Source organism: Lysinibacillus sp. NPDC086135 (genome assembly GCF_044746345.1).
In the GTDB taxonomy this organism is placed as follows: domain Bacteria; phylum Bacillota; class Bacilli; order Bacillales_A; family Planococcaceae; genus Lysinibacillus.
On sequence record NZ_JBIVCA010000014.1, the window covers coordinates 50,735 to 70,421 of the forward strand.

Here is a 19,687-nt window from a genome sequence, read left to right on the forward strand (position 1 = left end):
AGCAGCAAAGCGCACAGTTGGAACCGAAATCAATCCCACGTTATGGTATAGTTAGAATGAAAAGGAGGAATAACTATGACACAATCAAAAGCAAAAAAGAAGCGCTCGTATATTAAGCGTACGGAAGGAAAAGACGTTGAGAAAAATCGTCAGTTCTCCCCTTTCAGTACACATGAACGTGTAACGAAAACTAAAAAAGAGAACCTTGAACAAAATTTTACAAAACATAGAAAACACAACCACACAGAGGATGATTAGTGGTTGTGTTTTGCTTGTAATGAGACATCTTGATGTCTAAATGTAATAAGCTTTGGAATAAAGTGCAATGGATATAGTAAAAGAAAAAGGTTAGGTATCCACCACATAAGATCAAAATCAAGCTTTATTGTCCAAAAAGCAATCGCCTGTAATCCTGAGCAAAATGTTAATGCTAGAGATAATAAGGCAAATGCTCTCCACTTTTCATTTTTCACTTTAAAAAGGTAGAGACTTATAAAGCCAGTAACTGAAATTAAAATATCTAGCGGGAAGAACGACCATTTCCATATTACTAATAATTCATTTTGATAATCCTGATATAAATACTCTTCTGGGATCAAATGGAAAAAAGTGACTAGCCAATAGAGTATAAAAAAGAAATCGGTAACTAAAAATATTAATCTTAAAGCTTTACTCATTTACAACCCCCATTTAGTTTTCTTCATAAACGGTTTCTTCAAGAATTCCATGCATAAAAATGTCTACCATTTCCTGCATTGCATCTTGAAGTGAAATCATATATCTGTTTATCGATCCATGTTCCATCAATCGATAAAGCCTTCCAATATAGACTTCTATAAATATCCCTTTATTAAAGACACGTATTTTTTTTGTGGCAATCCCTTCATCTAGTAGCGAAAAGATACCTGTCCATTGTTCATGAATAAATTGATCGAGTGTTTCCCATTGCTTAGGATAATAGCGTTGAAGCTCCTCTAAATATTTGAGTTGAGCAAATTGAAAATCTGCTGGAATGAGTACAAGACATTTCTGTAGTTTTTCTAATAGATTTAAAGTTGAATCATGCAGTATTTCTTCCTCTTTCATCTTCAGTTCATCTATTGCAAGAAGGCTATCGTGATTCTACAATTTTTATCAGCGATGTTTGATGTTTTATCAGCGATTCTAGCTCTTTTATCAGCGATATTTGATGCTTTTTCAGCGATTCTAACTCTTTTATCAGCGATATTCGAGGCTTTATCAGCGATTCTGATACTTTTAACAAAAACACAGCTGCTCTTTAAAAGAACAACTGCGTTATTTGCTATAAATTATAAAATGTTGTCGTATTTCTTGTAATGATACGCGCCGCTTCCTCAGCTGTAAGACCCTTTATCGAAGCGATAACCTCGATGGAATGATCCATCATCCAAGGAGATGTTCGTTTATTGTCAAATTGACCTTCGAACGGCCATGGTCCATCTGTTTCTACCATCATCAGCTCAATTGGGTATTTTTTGATAAGTTGTTGAATCTTAGTCTCATACGTACAATCAGGCGTGACCGAAATGAAATATCCATTAGAAATCATCCGTTCAATCACTTCCTCATCTCCTTTAAACCAATGAAAATGCGCTTTCGTTACTTGATGTTTTCCTAGTAAATCGCAAACAATCGCCGCATCTTCGTACACCGCATGTAATACAATCGGTTTATTTAATTCCTTCGCCAATACGATAAACTGTTCTAACAATGCCACATACGGACGAACATCTATCGCCTTCTCCTGCCTCAAATAATAAGGCAAGCCTACCTCGCCGATTGCCACCATTTCATGAGCATGTTGGCGTATCCACTCAAATAATGCATCTTCCTCCGTTTCACTTGGTAACGGTTGTTCAGGATGAAAACCAAATGCTGCTTTTACTTTTGCATAGGTTTTCGTTAGCTTCCATGTCTTCTCGCACGATGAAAGATTCATGCTAACGGCAATGACATGTTCAGCTTCTTCTAGCAAAGTTGGAATGTCGTGTTCCTTATACTGATCTAAATGAATATGTGCATCAATCAACATTCGCATCACCCTTCTCTTCTTTTAAATACGTGAATAACTGTTGCTTCAATGCCGTAAATGTAGCGGAATGGCGAATTTCTTCTTGGCGTGGCCTTGCAAAAGGTACGATTATTTCCTTTTTAATCATTGCTGGCCGTTTCGTGAGCACAATGATACGATCCGCTAAAAAGAGAGCTTCCTCGATACTGTGTGTTACGAACAATATCGATTTTCGATCTTTCTCCCAAATCGATAAAAGCCAAGCCTGCATTTCAAGCCTTGTAAATTCATCAAGTGCAGAAAACGGCTCATCTAAGCATAAAATGGGCTTATTACTGACAATTGCGCGAATAAATGATACCCGCTGTTGCATACCACCCGACAGCTCATTAGGATACGCATTTTCAAACGCCGCCAGCCCCACATTATCTAACCACTCCTTGGCAAGCTCAATATTTGGTTTGCGATGAAGCTCCTCGACAATCGCAACGTTTTCTACTATCGTACGCCATGGTAGTAAGCAGGGCTGCTGAGGCATATAGGCGATCGTTCCTCTTTTTTGTTGGATATCTGTACCGTTTAATAAAATAGCTCCCTTATCAATAGAAGAGACACCACCAATTAATTGAAAGAGTGTGCTTTTACCACTGCCTGACGGTCCGATAATCGCCACAAATTCCCCGTCCTTGACCTCAAATGATAAATCGCGAATAACCGGAAGAGCATTAAAGGATTTATCAATGTTTTGAATGCTTAGCATAGATTCCTCTCCCCTTCACAACAAGTTTTTCTAATAATCGAATAGCACTAAATAATAGTAAACTTAAAAAAATGATGGCAAAAATCGCTACAAACACGCGATCCGTTCGAAATGATGATTGCGCCAATGTCATATAGACGCCAATCCCCATTTTCGCACCTAACCATTCTGCAATGACAGCTCCCATAACACTATACGTCGCCGCAATCTTAATGCCTGAAAAAATCGACGGGTACGCATATGGCCATTCAAGTTTCCAAAAGGTTTGTGATTTAGTTGCCCCAATCATTTCAAAATAATGTTTCAGCTCAGGTGAGGTTTGACGGAAGCCATCCATTGCCGAAATAACAATCGGGAAAAAGCACACCAGACAAATAATAATGAGCTTTGGCAATAAACCAAAGCCAAACCAAATAATTAAGAGCGGTGCTAGAACGAGCACCGGGACATTTTGTGACATAATAAGAATAGGATAAAATAGCTCCCGCACAAACGTAAAACGATGTAATAGCACAGCAACCGTTAGTCCACACACTATTCCAATGGCAAGGCCTAGAAATGCTAATTGAACAGTCGCTATAGCATGTGGCACAAACGTCTTATACGATTGAAAGCCTTCTTTCAAAATGGCACTTGGTGTAGGCAATAGCCAATGTGGTACGTCTGCAAAACGGACAATAAGTTCCCATATGAATAAGAGGAAGGCGATAAAAATTATCGTCCTTCCTTGTTTGAAAGCCTGCCTCATTACTTGTATTTCTCCGTTAGTGTATTCATTGTAATACCAGATGGCTGATATAAAATTTTCACTTGCGTAATGACATTAATAGCGCCAAGCTCAATCATCTTGTCATTCATTTTTTCAATGATTTGTAGTAAAGTCGATAGCTCACCTTCCATTGTCGTTTCTAATGGATGAACTTCATATTTCACCCCTGATGCGTCGATAACCGTAATCGCTGCATCGACAAACGGGATCACATCCTCATATGTTTCAGTTTTCGGGATAATTTGTACACTTATTAATGAGTTTGCCATGTTACTTTGTCTCCTTTTTCGGTAAAAAGTCGTTTGTATATGCTTGTTTTGCGTTAAATTCGCCCTCTAAAACTTTGTTGTCCGCCATCCATTTCGCGTAATTTTCCCAGATAGCTAGCTTTTGCTCGCCCCATTGTGCAGCGTCATCTTGATATTTATCTGCTAGCCATTCCTGACTTTTATGCACAAGGTTTTTATCTAAATCAGGTACTGCTTCTAGTAAAATATTTGCCGCTTCATTAGGGTGTTTTATCGCATATTCATAGCCCTTTGCTGTAGCAGCGACAAATGCTTTTACCGTTTCAGGATTATCTTTAATCATTTTTTCATTTGTAGCAAGTACAGGTGTGTAATAATCTAACTGATCACTATAATCTGTTAAATATAGCATGTTCAGTTTTTCGCCACGCAGTTCTGCTTCTATACCTGTCCATGCATAATAAATCCACGCAAAATCAATATCTTTTTTCATCATTGTGAAGAAATCTATATCGCCTGCATTGACAATATCTAATTTATTAATATCTGCATTTTTTGTTTGCATTAGTGATTGCAGTACTGCCTTTTCAAGTGGCGCCCCCCAGCCACCGTATGTTTTACCTTCAAAATCCTTCGGTGAAGTAATGCCTTTTGATGCAATGGATGCGAAGCCAGAAGTATTATGTTGAATAATCGCCGCGATCGATACTAAAGGTACATCTTGCACACGTGCCTGTGTAATCCCTTCCTGATAACTTACGCCAAACTGAGCCTTGCCAGACGCCACAAGCTGATCTGCTCCCGCTTCGCCTGGTAATATTATATCTACATCTAAGCCCTGTTCCTTAAAGAAGCCAAGTTTTTCCGCTACATATAAACCGGTATGATTTGTGTTCGGTGCCCAATCTAGGACAACCGATACTTTTGTTAATCCTTTAGTATCCTTTTTAGCCTCTTTTTCGCTACAGCCCACTAATGTGAAAAGTGCAGCCATTAGGACCAATAACCATTTTTTCATGCTCAATCCTCCAAGTAAGTAGTGTGAAATGTTCATGAATGAATGTCTTTACCAGAAGAAAGCGTTCACGGTCTGTGTATACAACAAAAGTCTGAAAACAAAAAACGCCCAGGATTCCTCCCAGACGTTTTACAATCAATATCAAAAACTTTCTTTTTGAATAGATGTTCCCTACGCTGGTACGAGCCAAATCAGGTTCAAAGGGTCAGTGTCTATCGGACACAATCTCAGCTGGCAACACCAGCCCCCCTACATTCTTTCCATATGAACTTTTCGTGATTATTATACCCATATCTATCCGGAAATGACAAGGCTCTATTTGCCGAAAGCGCTGCTAATTTAATTTTAAAGCTCCATGCCTTCCTTCAATTCCTTTTGTTGAATAACCGCAATGTCCTTTTCTTTGTAAAAATCATCTTCGGGAGTGCTAGGTAAACATACACAAAACCCTTCAACGGAGAATCTAAATGGAACCTAGACTTACTAATGATGAAAAAAAGAAAAGAAAAAGATTTGCCATTCTAAACGCCGCAATTAAATTATATAGTGAGAATGGTTTTGCAGAGACCAAAGTAGCGGACATAGCAAAGGAAGCAGGAGTTAGTTTTGGCACCGTATTTACGTATTTTAATTCCAAAGAAGAGCTTTATGAATCGGCAATATTGGAGCCCCTGGAGGAAATCAAACCATATTTTATTGAAATAGATGAACACTTTAAAAGTGATCCTCTTGAAGTAATTAAGGAAATGATAGATTGTCATGTGCAACTTTTTGCAACGAGAAGTGAATACCTACGTTTAATTCAACAGGATCTTGCAAGACCTGATCGATTTCCAAAGCTTTTTAAAGAACTAGATGATTTTGTAAAATTATTTATAGACTGTATTTATCCAGTTATTGAAGCTGGGCAAATGCTTGGTTACTTTTATGAAGAATCACCTTCATTAATTGCTGAGTCGTACTTATCCATCTTAAACGGAATGCGTTTAACGTTTATTGATGAATATACAAACATGGTATGGAAGGATATAACGAGACAAGCCCTTAGATTATTCGGACCTATCTCTAATACTTAAACCTTCTCCATCCTACACCCATACTCTATAAAATTAGGAAATTCAATTTTTGATCTACATGGTAAATAGATGATTCCCTTTTTGACACTATTACAGGCCAAGAACCTAAGAAACCATTACTTCCTTTGAGTGCAGTGAGCGCTGGACTCTTGTTACAGGAATGTTGATCTTCTCTATATGTTTTAGTGTATTTGCTTCTTCAAATAGCGTGTTGTTTCTTTTTGTTGCCTTGTTTATTGGAACAATTGGTGAACTGATGTATGTCCCTATAAAATAGGCAATGATAGGAGAACTTGCCCCATCAAACGCTCGTAGCATTTATATGGCTTTTAATAGCTTGACTACCTACGGAGCAATGATTGTATCTTCGCTATTAATTATCATTGGAGAGTGTATTCGCCCTTTATATATGAGCGGATTACTCCTTATTCTAGGATTAACTGATACATTTTTGTACTACATAATAACAAAATCGCTATACGCTAAAGAAATTGAAGGAAATGAAAGAAAAGTACCTGTTTCTTTTTAAAGATTGTCTTTCCATTAATCGATCAAACCAGATTTCAACTGACTTTATCATTATGTAAAGCATCATACAATCCTCCCGTATATATGTTAGACAAAGAACCCACTTATTGGTTTCAATTAGCTAAAAAAAGCCCAGCTCTCTATAGAGCATGGGCTAGTCATGTTATTTCTCTTCTTTTTTGACCGTAAAGACATGTGAGATGGCACCGTCTGTAGCTATATCTACTTTAAAGGAGCCATTAGAATGGCGATCTGCTCGAGTTAATGCTTGTACATCAAGGATCTCTTGCACACCTTTTTCCATCTCAATCGTTAACTGTTCCTCATCTGTAACCTTTACTACAGCCACGATACGATGTGGGTTCGCTTTTAATTCTGTTAACACTTTTAAGCCGCGTTTTGCACGACTCGTCATCTCTACTTCGGCAACATTCATTTTTTTCACCGCACCGCGATGTGTCACAATCGCAACATACGCAGTGGCATTTGGCGGTAAAACATTGATGCCAACTAATGCTTCTCCGTCTTTCAGCGTAATCCCTTTAACACCGCCTGTTTTAACACCCGTTACTGGCAATTCCTCTATTGGGAAACGAATAGCATAGGCAGTATCTGTCGTTAACAGTAGTTCTACTTCGTCTGTCACGATACCTGCAAAAATCATTTCATCGCCTGACTTAACATTCATCGTTTTGATCGGTTTCGAATAGCGTGTAACAGCATAATCTGCTACAGGTGAGCGTTTAATTTGTCCATCTTTCGTAGCTGTTAAAATATACGTATTGGCCTGTTCGAAAGTCTCAAAACCGTATACAGCAATAATAGATTCATCTTTCCCTGTCGGTACAATACTAGAAATATGCTGACCAAGATCCTTCCAACGAATATCAGGTAGTTCATGGACAGGCTGATAAATATAATTGCCTCGATTTGTAAACAGCAGTAGATGATGCTGTGTATTTAAGTTTGCTTCATATAATAAATAATCGGAATCCTTCATCGCAAAATCCTGACCATTCGAAGCTGCATGTGAACGTGTAGATGTACGCTTAATATAGCCATCTTTTGTGACAGTCACTACGACCTCTTCACTTGGGACAAGGACATCTAACGTAATTTTGATTTCTTCAATTTCTTGTTCGATTTTTGAACGACGTGGCTCTGCAAAACGCTTTTTAATGTCAAGTAGTTCCTGTTTAATAACACGTACAAGCTTTGCTTCACTATTAAGAATACCTTCAAGCTTAGCAATCAATTTATTTAATTCTTCCTGTTCAGCACGCAATTCCGTAATATCCGTATTTGTTAAACGGTATAATTGCAAGCTAACGATTGCCTCTGATTGCACTTCTGTAAAGTCAAACTTCACCTGTAAATTCGTTTTCGCATCTCGTTTATCATTAGAAGAACGAATCGTTGCAATGACTTCATCTAAAATGGACAGTGCCTTGATCAAGCCATCAACAATATGCGAACGATCTTTTGCCTTTTGCAAATCATAAATGGAACGGTTCGTCACGACTTCCTTTTGATGGGCAATATAAGAATCCAGTAACAATGGCAATGTCATCATTGTCGGACGACGATTATGGATAGCAATCATATTAAAATTATAAGCTACTTGTAAATCAGTTGTTTTGAACAAATAGTTTAAAATTCCTTGTCCAGGAACATCTTTTTTCAGTTCAATGACAACACGTAGGCCTGTACGATCCGATTCATCACGAATTTCCGCAATTCCTTCAAGTCGTTTATCGACACGTTGCTCATCGATCTTCTTCACAAGATTTGCTTTATTAACATCGTACGGTAATTCCGTAATAACAATTTGCTCCTTGCCACCTTTAATTGGCTCAACGACTGCTTGCGCACGCACAATGATTTTACCGCGTCCTGTTTCGTATGCTTTTTTAATGCCATCGACACCTTGAATGATCCCACCTGTTGGGAAATCAGGCCCTTTAATAACGGTCATTAAATCATCGACAGTGGTATTTGGGTTATCTAAACGCATAAGAACACCGTCTAGCACCTCATCAAGTGCGTGAGGTGGGATATCTGTCGCATAACCGGCCGAAATACCAGTTGAGCCGTTGACTAGTAAGTTCGGGAAACGAGCTGGTAAAACAGTTGGCTCCATATCCTGATCATCGAAGTTCGGTACAAGTTCAACTGTTTTCTTGCCAATATCGCGTAGCATCTCCGCTGCAATAGCAGAGAGCCTTGCCTCGGTATAACGCATCGCTGCCGGTGGGTCACCATCAACAGAACCGTTATTCCCATGCATTTCAATGAGCATATGACGCGCTTTCCAATCCTGACTCATACGCACCATAGCTTCATATACTGAACTATCACCATGAGGATGATAGTTACCGATAACATTACCGACAGTTTTTGCTGATTTACGGAAGGGTTTATCGTTCGTATTGCCCTCTGTAAACATCGCATATAAAATACGTCGTTGCACAGGCTTAAGACCGTCACGTGCATCAGGCAACGCGCGGTCTTGAATAATATATTTACTATAGCGACCAAAACGGTCACCCATAACTTCTTCTAAAGGTAAATCTTGAAATTTTTCCGTACTACTCATGCTTGGTCCTCCTCCTGTTGGATGAATTCATTGTCTAAAATATTTGAATCATCCTCCATACCGAAGTCTACATTAGCTTCGATCCATTTACGGCGCGGCTCTACTTTATCGCCCATTAAAGTTGTCACACGTCTTTCAGCACGTGCACCATCCTCGATCGTCACACGAATTAATGTACGTGTTTCAGGGTTCATTGTCGTATCCCACAGCTGGTCAGCATTCATCTCACCAAGCCCTTTATAACGTTGTAATATGTAACCCTTTCCAACTTTTTTAATGGCCGCTTGTAAGTCATTTTCAGTCCAAGCATATTCAATCACTTCTTTTTTACCAGTGCCTCTTGATATTTTATAAAGTGGTGGTAATGCGATAAATACCTTTCCAGCTTCAATCAATGGTCGCATATAACGATAGAAGAACGTTAACAGCAGCACTTGAATATGCGCTCCGTCAGTATCAGCATCGGTCATAATAACGACTTTGTCATACGCTGAATCCTCGACAGAGAAATCTGTTCCGACGCCAGCACCAATGGCATGGATAATCGTTGAAATCTCTTCATTTTTCATAATATCCTGCAGCTTTGCTTTTTCTGTATTAATAACTTTACCACGTAAAGGTAAAATCGCTTGGAACGTACGATCTCGCCCTTGTTTTGCAGAGCCACCTGCAGAGTCACCTTCGACTAAATACAGCTCGTTTTTCGCTGCATTTCGAGATTGTGCAGGCGTTAATTTTCCAGAAAGAATGGTACTGGCTTTTTTGCTCTTCTTGCCGTTTCGGGCATCTTCACGTGCTTTACGAGCCGCTTCACGTACTTGCTGGGCACGAATAGCTTTACGAACAAGAGATGCAGACAATTCTGCATTTTCCTCAAGCACATATAAAATTTGCTCCGAAACAACACTATCTACTGCCGAGCGTGCCTCACTCGTACCAAGCTTGCCCTTCGTCTGACCCTCAAATTGTAGTAAATGCTCTGGTATACGAACAGAAACAATCGCCGCTAAGCCTTCTCGGATGTCTGTCCCTTCAAGATTTTTATCTTTATCTTTTAACAGGCCAATTTTACGTGCATATTCATTAAAAACACGTGTTAAAGCTGCCTTGGCACCTGTTTCATGTGTCCCACCATCTCGTGTACGCACATTGTTAACAAATGAAAGGATTGTTTCTGAGTATCCATCGTTGTATTGAAAGGCGAATTCAACTTCAATTTCGTCTTGGATCCCTTCCACATACTTAACAGGATGAAGGACGTCTTTCTCCTCATTCAAATACGCAACGAAAGCTTCAATGCCGTTCTCATAAAAGAAAACATCACCTTTGCCTTCCTCGCGTTCATCAATTAACTCAATTTTTAAGCCTTTTAATAAAAACGCTGACTCACGTAAACGTTCTGCAAGCGTATCATAATTGTATTTTGTTACAGAGAAAATCGTGTCATCTGGTAGAAAATGAACAAGCGTTCCTGTCTGCTTTGTTTGTCCAATTTCTTCTAATGTCGTCACAGGATGGCCACCGTTTTCAAAACGTTGTCGATATTTTTTACCATCGCGATGAATCGTAACTTCTAAAAAAGTGGATAAAGCATTAACAACAGACGAACCTACACCATGTAAGCCACCACTTGTTTTATAGCCGCCTTGTCCGAATTTACCACCGGCATGTAAGACAGTGAAGATAATCTCAGGAGTCGGTTTCCCCATCTTATGCATACCTGTTGGCATTCCTCGGCCGAAGTCTCGAACGCTAATACTTTGATCTTTATGAATAATGACAATGATATGAGAACCAAAGCCAGCCAGTGCTTCATCCACCGCATTATCGACGATTTCATATACTAGGTGATGAAGTCCACGGCCATCCGTAGAACCGATATACATGCCGGGTCGTTTTCGTACCGCTTCTAATCCTTCTAATACTTGAATGGCGTCATCATTATAGACGCTTGGTGACTGTTTATTCGTCAAAAATTTCCCCTCCAAAAAACAAACGCATGTTCTATTTATATTCTCTTCCTAATAATAATAGCATTTCCTAACAATATCTAGTGACAGGCCCAAAAAATTTTTAAAATTCCTCACAGCTTCATCGTTTTGATCTGTTTTACCGGAAGAAAAATTTGCAATAGTTGCTCCAATATGTATCATGAACTCTTCTCTTCCTTTGACGCAGGGCTATAAGTTTTAGTTGCACTGGTCATTACTTTTTTTCAAAACGATACGAATAGCTGAGGGCTTTGAACTTTCATTCAAAAGCATTTGACTATTCTCTGAAAAATATACAGGTACAGTAATAAATGGGTTTCTTCTGTCTAAAGAAATTCGTACTAGTTTACTCTAGAAATTAAAGATAGACTTCTATTCTACCAAAGGAATGGGTGATTGACAAAATTGCCTTTTTACCTATATTTTTAGAAAGGGCTTTCATGCTGCCTACATGAATCATGTCTAAAAGACTAACCTAAAATCATATACATATAAAAATCCTTGAAAAATAGTTATCTTTTGTAATGAATTCAAGATACACTTAGAAATCTCCTTCATGTCATTGTAGATTATAGAGAAAAAGTGTAGAATATTTGTTACATATTATTAGTACCAAGTGTTAATCAATGAATGAAAGGAGTCCAAATATGCTAAATGGACTTATTATTTTATGTGCTTATTTAATCGGCTCGATCCCCTCTGGGTTATGGATAGGCAAAATTTTTTATAAAACTGATATTCGCCAACATGGAAGTGGTAATTTAGGTGCGACAAATACTTTTCGTATTTTAGGAAAAAAAGCAGGAATCGTCGTAACGATTATGGATGTCTTAAAAGGTACAGCAGCCGTATTACTTGTAGCTCTTCCTCTATTCTCTAATGTCTCTATCCATTCGCTATTACTTGGACTAGTAGCCGTTATTGGTCATATGTTCCCAATCTTTGCAGGTTTCCGCGGAGGGAAAGCGGTAGCAACATCAGCTGGAGTTCTCTTAGGCTATTCATGGCCTCTTTTTGTCTTATTATTTATTGCGTTTATTGTAACATTAAAAATTACAAAGATTGTAAGTTTAACTTCCATGATTGCCGCTTTAGTAGCACTTATTTATTCAATCGTTTATTATTTTGTTACAGGCGACTTTGCGTTAGGTATTTTAATAGCTTGTTTATTTACCTTTATCATTTACCGTCACCGAGCAAATATTGCACGCATTAAAAATGGTACTGAACCAAAGGTGAAATGGTTGTAACATAGAAAGGAGCATTCTAATGAATATTGTACTAACAGATGAAGCCTTACAATGGTTCAAACAAGAGATGGAAATAGAATCCGGAGATACGATTCGTTTTTATGCTAGATATGGTGGTTCCAGTCCTTTTCACGAAGGCTTTTCCCTAGGTATGACACGCGAAGAACCATTCAACATTGGTGTTAAGAAAGTTATTGACGATGTTACCTACTATATAGATGAAAAAGATTTATGGTTTTTCAATAATCACAGTTTATATGTAGATGTGGATGTTACAAATGACGAATTAAAATATGAGTATAAAAAATAAAGCAGTGTTCCCTTTCGTTTAAACGAAGGGAACACTGTTTTTTTATTTGAATCTATTCCAACCTTAGTTTATCTTCTTTCAAAGTTGTACATTCTATAGTTATGTAAAATCTTGAGGAGGAAATGAAAATGTCTATTTCTAAAATTACTGATACCTCCCAAAACAATGACCAACTGTATAGTTCTCTTTCTCAAAATTTGAAGATAATTAAAAACGCACTCGGGAATAGTAATGACCTTATCATACGAGAAATTACCATTGGAAAAGCTGAAAAATATGTTTTCGCGATCATCTACGTAGATGGCTTAACCGATAAAATAAGCATTTCTGATTCTGTAATTGATAAACTAATGCTTGATATTGAGGCAAGTGATGAAACAGAAACAGACAAGATTATTCGCTATTTAAGAGATTCTTGTTTAACAGTCGGCGATGTTAATGATATTTTCGATTTTTCAACACTGTACAATTCGATTTTGAATGGTGATACGGTCATTTTATTAGATGAATCTTCAACTGGAATTGTAACAAGTACAAAAGGTGCAAAAGATAGGGCTGTTATGGAGCCTTCAACAGAGTCGGTCATTAGAGGTCCACGGGAAGCATTTACGGAAACATTGCGTACGAATACGGCTCTGATCCGTCGGAAAATTAAAAGTCCGAATCTCTGGATCAAGTCCCGTATTGTCGGTGAAGTAACAAAAACGGATGTTGCTGTTATGTATTTAAATGACATTGCGAATGACAAAATAGTAGCGGAGGTTCTTTCCCGATTAGATCGTATTAATATTGATGGTATTTTAGAAAGCGGCTACATTGAAGATTTTATTCAAGATTCTAAAACCACCATATTCCCTACAGTTTATAATTCTGAACGACCTGATGTTATTGCTGGTGAACTATTAGACGGAAAAATTGCAATTCTAGTGGATGGTTCACCGTTTGTCCTAATTGTCCCAGCTCTATTTACATCCTTTTTACAATCTGCTGAAGATTATTATCAGCATTGGATGATTAGTACTCTTGTACGTTTATTGAGATTTTTTGGAATTGGCCTAGCCTTGATAGCGCCATCGCTTTACGTAGCGATTACCACCTTTCATCAAGAAATGCTACCAACTCCTATGTTAATAAGTATTGCATCTCAACGAGAAGGAGTCCCCTTCCCTGCCGTTGTAGAGGCACTCATAATGGAGATTGCCTTTGAGGTGTTAAGAGAAGCAGGTCTTCGAATGCCAAGAACGATTGGACCAGCCGTATCCATTGTTGGAACATTAGTGATCGGTCAAGCCGCTGTAGAAGCAGGAATTGTATCAGCTGTAATGGTCATTATTGTGGCACTTACAGCCATTTGTAGCTTTTTATTCCCTGCTTATGGCTTATCCAATACAGTTCGTGCACTTCGTTTCCCATTAATGATTTTAGCAGCAATTGTTGGATTGTATGGTGTGATGTTTGGCCTAATGATCATTCTCCTACACTTATGCAGTTTACGAACTTTCGGTGTTCCATATTTAAGTCCATTCGGGCCATTAATTTTAGACGATCAAAAAGATGCCCTTGTGTTGTTCCCACGAAGAGCATTATTGACTCGACCACGCTTAATTAGTCAAAAAAATACTGTCAGAGGTCATAAATATTTTAATACGAAAAAAAGGAATCAAAAGAATGTGTAAACGAGGAATAAACCATGTCAAAATATAAGGCAATATGTTTACTAATGATTCTTACTTTACTTTTAAGTGGTTGTTGGAGTAAGCGCGAACTCAATGAATTAGCAATTGTCGCAGCATTGGGAATAGATAAGGTAGATAATGAGTTCGAAATAACTGTTCAAGTTGTAGATCCTGGTGAAATCTCCTCCAAACAGCCTACTTCAGGACGATCACCCGTTATTACCTATCATTCAAAAGGTAAAACGGTCTTTGAGGCCATTAGAAAAATGACAACAGTAACAGCTAGAAAACTTTATTTCGCTCACCTTCAAATCGTTGTACTCGGTGATGAATTGGCAAAAGAAGGAATGGCCGAACCGTTAGATTTAGTGTCAAGAGATCATGAATTCAGAAATGATTTCGATGTCATCGTTGCTCATGACGCGACTGCCGACGAAGTTTTAAACGTATTAACACCTATCGAAAAAGTTCCAGCTAACAAATTACTGAATTCTCTTAAAACGTCAGAGAAAACTTGGGGTACAACACAATCCATTAAAATTGACGAATTAATCAATACTTTAAATAACAAAGAAACAAGTGTTGTCATGTCTGCCATTGAAATACAGGGAGATAAAAGTGCGGGAAGGGATCCATCGAATGTTAAAAAATCGAAGTCTTCTGTGCTTTTGAAGTACGCTGGCTTAGGTGTTTTTAAAGAAGATAAATTCATTGGGCTATTATCAGAAGAAGATAGTAGAAGTCTAGGTTTTTTAAAGGACAAAATAGACAGTACAATTGAAATTCTTGCTTGCCCTAAGGGAGGTACTGTATCAACAGAGATTACGCACTCAAAGACAAAAATAAAAGGTAAATTTGAAAATGGAGCTCCTAAAATCAATGTTTTTATAGATGTTAGCCAAAATGTCGGAGAAGTTGAATGTACTATAGACCTTACTAAAGAAAAATCGATTCACTACGTCAATAAAAAAACAGAAGAACTTATTAAAAAACGAATCGAAGAAACAATCAAAACAGTTCAGCAAAATTATCGGGTCGATATTTTTGGATTTGGTTCAGAACTTCATCGCACAAATCCTAAAGAGTGGAAAAAAATAAAAAAAGACTGGCTAACTATATTTCAAGACGTACCAGTTAAAGTTGAAGTACATGTGAACACACAAGGATTAGGGACGATGGAAAACTCATTAGTGAAGAAGCCGAAGGGAGAATAATCTATGATTATGACGATATTTATACTATTAATTACAGCTGTTATAGCCTTTGCCTTCATTCCAAAATTAAACAAAAATAAAGAAACGAAAACAATCGTTATTTTTTCGATTTTTTTAATGCTCGGTGCTGCACTAAATGTTGCAGTCTCATTAAGGTTCAAAATACCGAGCCCAATAGATTTAATTACCTTTATTTTTTCACCAATTAAAGATTTATTCATTTCCATGACAAAGTAATTAAGCAACTTTATGTTAAGAAAGGGGTATCGTTCATGATGGAAAAAGAAATAATTAGTTCAAGACAATTTATGATCATTACCCTTCTCTTTTCAATTGGCACAGCCATTTTAATTATCCCCGCAAGTGTAACAAGCGAAGCAAAGCAAGATGCATGGATTGCAGCAATCATTGGTGTCGTTTTAAGTTTGCCTATAGTAAAGCTTTTCGTTGCTTTAGGAAATAGAACACCTACCCTTACTTTTGTAGAGGCTAATGAAAAAATATTAGGTCGTTTTTTCGGAAAATTCACTGCAATTGGCTTTATTATTATATCTTTACTTTCTGCCGGTGAATTATTATATTTCATTGGAATTTTCATGAAAACGGAAATTATGCCAGAAACACCTACGATGGCGTTTGCATTTATGTTCAGCATTATCATTATATATGCTGCATTTTTAGGTATTGAGGTATTTGCCCGTTCTGCAGAAATACTATGTCCAATTTTTATTTTAATTTTTATTTTCTTTGTAATTTGTATTTCGCCATCCATCCAGATTGAAAATATACAGCCAATAATGGAAACACCAAAAAAATCATTATTCTTTAGTATGATTCGATTTATAAGTCTTTTTTCATTCCCGCTTGTTGTATTATTAATGATTTTCCCTTCCGCAGTTAACGTCCATAAATCTGCACAAAAAGGTTTTTACATTGGCGCAATTTTGGGAGGAATTGTCTTAATTACGATCATCACACTATCTATCCTTGTCCTAGGTCCGGCAAATACTGCTTCTAGGACATTTCCTAGTTATTCTTTAGCTCAAAGAATTTCAATCGGGAATTTTCTGCAGCGTATTGAAGTGATTATGGCGGCCATGTGGGTAATATCAATTTATATTAGAACTTTTATGTATTTTTATGCTTCGGTGATCGGTATCGCACAAATATTTAAAATTAAAAATCATCGACCGCTCATTTTTCCACTCGGCATGATTATCCTTGGACTTTCACAAATTGTTCATCCTAATATTATTCATTCAGATATTTACAATAGAGATATCTGGCCTATATTTTCCTTTGTTTTAATGATTTTATTACCATTAGTTTTATTACTAGTCACAATGATTCGCAAAATTAATGGAAATAATACACAATGTAATAGTAGTACACAAAATGAAAATGATAGTAAAAACGGAAATGCTACACAAGGTGAAAGTAGCAGTAATGGCGGTAATACTTCTCAAAATGAAAGTAGTAGTAATAACAATAATTCTATTCAAAGTGGTAGTAGCAACAATGGCGGTAATACTACACAAAATGAAAGTAGTAGTAATAACGCTAATTCTACTCAGAGTGATAGTAGCAGTAATGGCGGTAATGCTTCTCAAAATGATAGTAGTAGTAATAACGCTAATTCTACTCAGAGTGATAGTAGCAGTAATGGCGGTAATGCTTCTCAAAATGATAGTAGTAGTAATAACAATAATTCTACTCAAAGTGGTAGTAGCAACAATGGCGGAAATGCTACACACGGTGAAAGTAGCAGTAATAACGTTAATTCTACTCAAAGTGATAGTAGCAGCAATAGCGAAAATCCTTCACCTAGCACAAGTGATAACGCTTCAAGCAATAATACACAGAATGATAGCGATACCGGCAATACTCCAAATAGTGATAAAAATAAAGATTCTCCAGAAAATTAATAACATAGTGGCATAAAAAATGATGAACCTGATCGTTTCATGGTCATCATTTTTTCTTTACATTTCTATTGAAAATTAATTAATTATGTCTCGGTATAGTTCCGTGACATCCGCCGGAGGCTTAACTTCTTTGAGTGGATATCTTTTGTACCGAAAGCGTAGCGACAGGTACAGGTGTTTGGACACCCGCTGAAAGAAGTTATATGAATTCAATTCCAACCTTTGTTTATCTTCTCTCAAAATTGTACATTATATAGTTATGTAAATGTTGAGGAGGAATGGAAATGTCTATTTCTATAATTGCTGATGCTATAGTTCTCTTTCTCAAAATTTGAAAAACACACTAGGGAATAACAATGACCTTATCATACGAGAAATGACCATTGGAAAAGCTGAAAAGTATGCGTTATCGATCATCTATGTAAATAGCTTATCAAATACAGTTCGTGCTCTTCGTTTTCCATTATGATTTTAGCAGCTATAGTTGGATTGTTTGGTTTAATGTTTGTCCTTATGATCATCGCTTACGAACTTTTGTGTCCCATATTTAAGTCCATTCGGCCCATTAATTCTAAAGGATCAAAAAGACTGTTGTTCCCTCGTAGAGCTTTATTGACTCGACCACACTTAAATAGTCAAAAAAATACTGTCAGGGTCATTTTAATACGAAAAAAAGGAATCAAACGAATGATTCCAAAATTTAAATAATAAAGATTCGGTGCTGCATTAAATATTGGGGTCTTATAAAGGATCAAAATTCCAAGCCCATTAGACTTGCTTACCTTTATTTTTTCACCAATTAAAGATTTAATTGTCTCCCTGACAAAATAATAAGGATCTTTATGTTAAGAGAAAAGGGGTAGCGTTCAAATGGAAAAAGAAATAATTAGCTCAAGACAATTTATGATCATTACCCTTCTCGCTTCAATTGGAACAGCCATTTTAATTAGCCCTGCTAGTGTAACAAGAGAAGCAAAACAAGATGCCTGGATTGCCGCGATTATTAGTGTCGTTTTAAGTTTACTTTTAATAAAGCTTTTCATTACTGTAGGAAAACGGACACCTACCCTTACATTTGTAGAAGCTAATGAAAAGATATTAGGTCGCTTTTTCGGAAAAATAACTTCGATTGGTTTTATTATTCTATCCTTACTTTCTGCCGGTGAATTATTATATTTCATTGGCATTTTCATGAAAACAGAAGTTTTGCCAGAAACACCTACAATGGCCTTTGCGTTTCTGTTCAGTATTATCATTATTTATGCTGCATTTTTAGGGATTGAAGTTTTTGCCCGTTCTGCAGAAATACTATTCCCATTTTTTATTTTAATTTTTATTTTATTCGTAGTTTGTATTTCACCATCTGTCCAGATGGAAAATCTACAGCCAATAATGGAGGCACCAGCAAAATCATTATTCATTAGTATGATTCGATTAATGAGTATTTTTTCATTCCCACTTGTCATATTATTAATGATTTTTCCTTCTACTGTTAACGTCCATAAATCAGCACAAAAAGGTTTTTACATTGGCACAATTCTTGGAGGGATTGTCTTAATTGCTATCATCACACTAGCTATCCTTGTCCTAGGTCCGGCAAATACTGCTTCTAGGACATTTCCTAGCTATTCATTAGCCCAAAGAATTTCAATCGGGAATTTTTTACAACGTATTGAAGTGATTATGGCAGCCATGTGGTTAATATCAATTTATATTAAAACTTTTATGTTTTTTTACGCTGGGGTCATCGGCATCGCACAAATATGTAAAATTAAAAATCATCGACCGCTCATTTTTCCATTCGGAATGATTATCCTTGGACTTTCACAAATTATTCATCCTAGTATCATTCATTCAGATATTTACAATAGAGAAACCTGGCCTATTTTTTCTTTTATTTTCGCAATCTTATTACCATTAGTTTTATTACTTGTCGCGAAAATTCGCAAAATTAACGGTAATTAAGGAAATAATACAAAAAGTAATTGTAGTACACAGAATGAAAGCGGTAGTAATAACGGAAATGCTTCTCAAAATGAAAGTAGTAGTAATAACAATAATTCTACTCAAAGTGATGGTAATAGCAATGCCGGGAATGCTTCTCAAAGTGCAAGTAGTAGTAATAATGATAATTCTACTCAAAGTGATGGTAATAGCAATGACGGAAATGCTTCTCAAAATGAAAGTAATAGTAATAACGATAATTCTACTCAAAGTGATGGTAATAGCAATGCCGGGAATGCTTCTCAAAGTGCAAGTAGTAGTAATAATGATAATTCTACTCAAAGTGATGG

General features: G+C 36.9%; 19 protein-coding genes and 1 riboswitch. Of the genes, 10 read left to right on the forward strand and 9 right to left on the reverse strand.

What is annotated here, in order from left to right; translation table 11 throughout:
* The first annotated feature begins 75 nt into the window (after positions 1-75).
* Complete coding sequence (locus ACIPKN_RS17725; protein WP_400938439.1) at positions 76-258, forward strand: hypothetical protein; 183 nt, start codon at positions 76-78, stop codon at positions 256-258.
* Here the strand turns inward: ACIPKN_RS17725 and ACIPKN_RS17730 are convergent.
* The 7 genes from ACIPKN_RS17730 to ACIPKN_RS17760 all read right to left on the reverse strand — a co-directional run bounded on the left by ACIPKN_RS17730 (position 255) and on the right by ACIPKN_RS17760 (position 4,827).
* The gene (locus ACIPKN_RS17730) at positions 255-677 is read right to left on the reverse strand and encodes a YvaD family protein (RefSeq protein WP_400938441.1); all 423 of its coding nucleotides are present in this window, start codon (positions 675-677) and stop codon (positions 255-257) included. The genes ACIPKN_RS17725 and ACIPKN_RS17730 overlap by 4 nt on opposite strands.
* Before the next feature lie 13 nt (positions 678-690).
* The gene (locus ACIPKN_RS17735) at positions 691-1,086 is read right to left on the reverse strand and encodes a hypothetical protein (protein ID WP_400938443.1); all 396 of its coding nucleotides are present in this window, start codon (positions 1,084-1,086) and stop codon (positions 691-693) included.
* 217 nt (positions 1,087-1,303) lie between these two features.
* Positions 1,304-2,053, reverse strand: a complete 750-nt coding sequence (locus tag ACIPKN_RS17740) for a TatD family hydrolase (RefSeq protein WP_400938446.1) — start codon at positions 2,051-2,053, stop codon at positions 1,304-1,306.
* Positions 2,043-2,792 carry an ABC transporter ATP-binding protein gene (locus tag ACIPKN_RS17745; RefSeq protein ID WP_400938449.1) on the reverse strand — a complete coding sequence of 250 codons (750 nt, stop codon included), beginning with the start codon at positions 2,790-2,792 and terminating at the stop codon, positions 2,043-2,045. Before ACIPKN_RS17745 ends, ACIPKN_RS17740 begins: the two co-directional genes overlap by 11 nt.
* Entirely contained in the window at positions 2,770-3,540 is a 771-nt protein-coding gene (locus ACIPKN_RS17750; protein WP_400938451.1) for an ABC transporter permease, read from the reverse strand. Before ACIPKN_RS17750 ends, ACIPKN_RS17745 begins: the two co-directional genes overlap by 23 nt.
* Positions 3,540-3,830 (reverse strand): thiamine-binding protein, encoded by a 291-nt coding sequence (locus tag ACIPKN_RS17755; RefSeq protein ID WP_400938454.1) that lies wholly within the window; start codon positions 3,828-3,830, stop codon positions 3,540-3,542. Before ACIPKN_RS17755 ends, ACIPKN_RS17750 begins: the two co-directional genes overlap by 1 nt.
* A gap of 1 nt (position 3,831) precedes the next feature.
* The gene (locus ACIPKN_RS17760) at positions 3,832-4,827 is read right to left on the reverse strand and encodes an ABC transporter substrate-binding protein (protein WP_400938456.1); all 996 of its coding nucleotides are present in this window, start codon (positions 4,825-4,827) and stop codon (positions 3,832-3,834) included.
* Positions 4,828-4,978: 151 nt separating this feature from the next.
* Positions 4,979-5,088: riboswitch (TPP riboswitch) on the reverse strand.
* Between the two features lie 206 nt (positions 5,089-5,294).
* Here ACIPKN_RS17760 and ACIPKN_RS17765 point away from each other — a divergent pair.
* Positions 5,295-5,903: a TetR/AcrR family transcriptional regulator gene (locus ACIPKN_RS17765; protein ID WP_400938458.1), complete on the forward strand. Its 609-nt coding sequence runs from the start codon at positions 5,295-5,297 to the stop codon at positions 5,901-5,903.
* Positions 5,904-6,594: 691 nt separating this feature from the next.
* Here ACIPKN_RS17765 and parC read toward each other — a convergent pair.
* The gene (gene parC / locus ACIPKN_RS17770; RefSeq protein ID WP_400938461.1) at positions 6,595-9,027 is read right to left on the reverse strand and encodes a DNA topoisomerase IV subunit A; all 2,433 of its coding nucleotides are present in this window, start codon (positions 9,025-9,027) and stop codon (positions 6,595-6,597) included.
* A complete protein-coding gene (gene parE / locus ACIPKN_RS17775; protein WP_400938464.1) occupies positions 9,024-11,000 on the reverse strand; it encodes a DNA topoisomerase IV subunit B in 1,977 nt (658 codons plus the stop codon). The genes parC and parE overlap by 4 nt, the downstream gene beginning before the upstream one ends.
* A gap of 665 nt (positions 11,001-11,665) precedes the next feature.
* On the opposite strand from parE, the gene plsY reads away from it, so the two are divergent.
* The 8 genes from plsY to ACIPKN_RS17815 all read left to right on the forward strand — a co-directional run.
* Positions 11,666-12,268, forward strand: coding sequence for a glycerol-3-phosphate 1-O-acyltransferase PlsY (gene plsY, locus ACIPKN_RS17780; RefSeq protein ID WP_400938467.1), 603 nt, complete (start codon positions 11,666-11,668; stop codon positions 12,266-12,268).
* A gap of 19 nt (positions 12,269-12,287) precedes the next feature.
* On the forward strand, positions 12,288-12,578 hold the full coding sequence (locus ACIPKN_RS17785; protein WP_400938469.1) for a HesB/YadR/YfhF family protein: 291 nt from the start codon (positions 12,288-12,290) through the stop codon (positions 12,576-12,578).
* 128 nt (positions 12,579-12,706) lie between these two features.
* A complete protein-coding gene (locus tag ACIPKN_RS17790; RefSeq protein WP_400938472.1) occupies positions 12,707-14,254 on the forward strand; it encodes a spore germination protein in 1,548 nt (515 codons plus the stop codon).
* Between the two features lie 14 nt (positions 14,255-14,268).
* Entirely contained in the window at positions 14,269-15,468 is a 1,200-nt protein-coding gene (locus ACIPKN_RS17795) for a Ger(x)C family spore germination protein (protein ID WP_400938475.1), read from the forward strand.
* Between the two features lie 3 nt (positions 15,469-15,471).
* A complete protein-coding gene (locus ACIPKN_RS17800) occupies positions 15,472-15,705 on the forward strand; it encodes a hypothetical protein (RefSeq protein WP_400938478.1) in 234 nt (77 codons plus the stop codon).
* A gap of 35 nt (positions 15,706-15,740) precedes the next feature.
* A complete protein-coding gene (locus tag ACIPKN_RS17805; protein WP_400938480.1) occupies positions 15,741-17,393 on the forward strand; it encodes a GerAB/ArcD/ProY family transporter in 1,653 nt (550 codons plus the stop codon).
* 870 nt (positions 17,394-18,263) lie between these two features.
* Positions 18,264-19,358, forward strand: a complete 1,095-nt coding sequence (locus ACIPKN_RS17810) for a GerAB/ArcD/ProY family transporter (protein ID WP_400938483.1) — start codon at positions 18,264-18,266, stop codon at positions 19,356-19,358.
* Positions 19,359-19,392: 34 nt separating this feature from the next.
* On the forward strand, positions 19,393-19,687 hold a 295-nt coding region (locus ACIPKN_RS17815; protein WP_400938486.1), incomplete at its 3' end, for a hypothetical protein.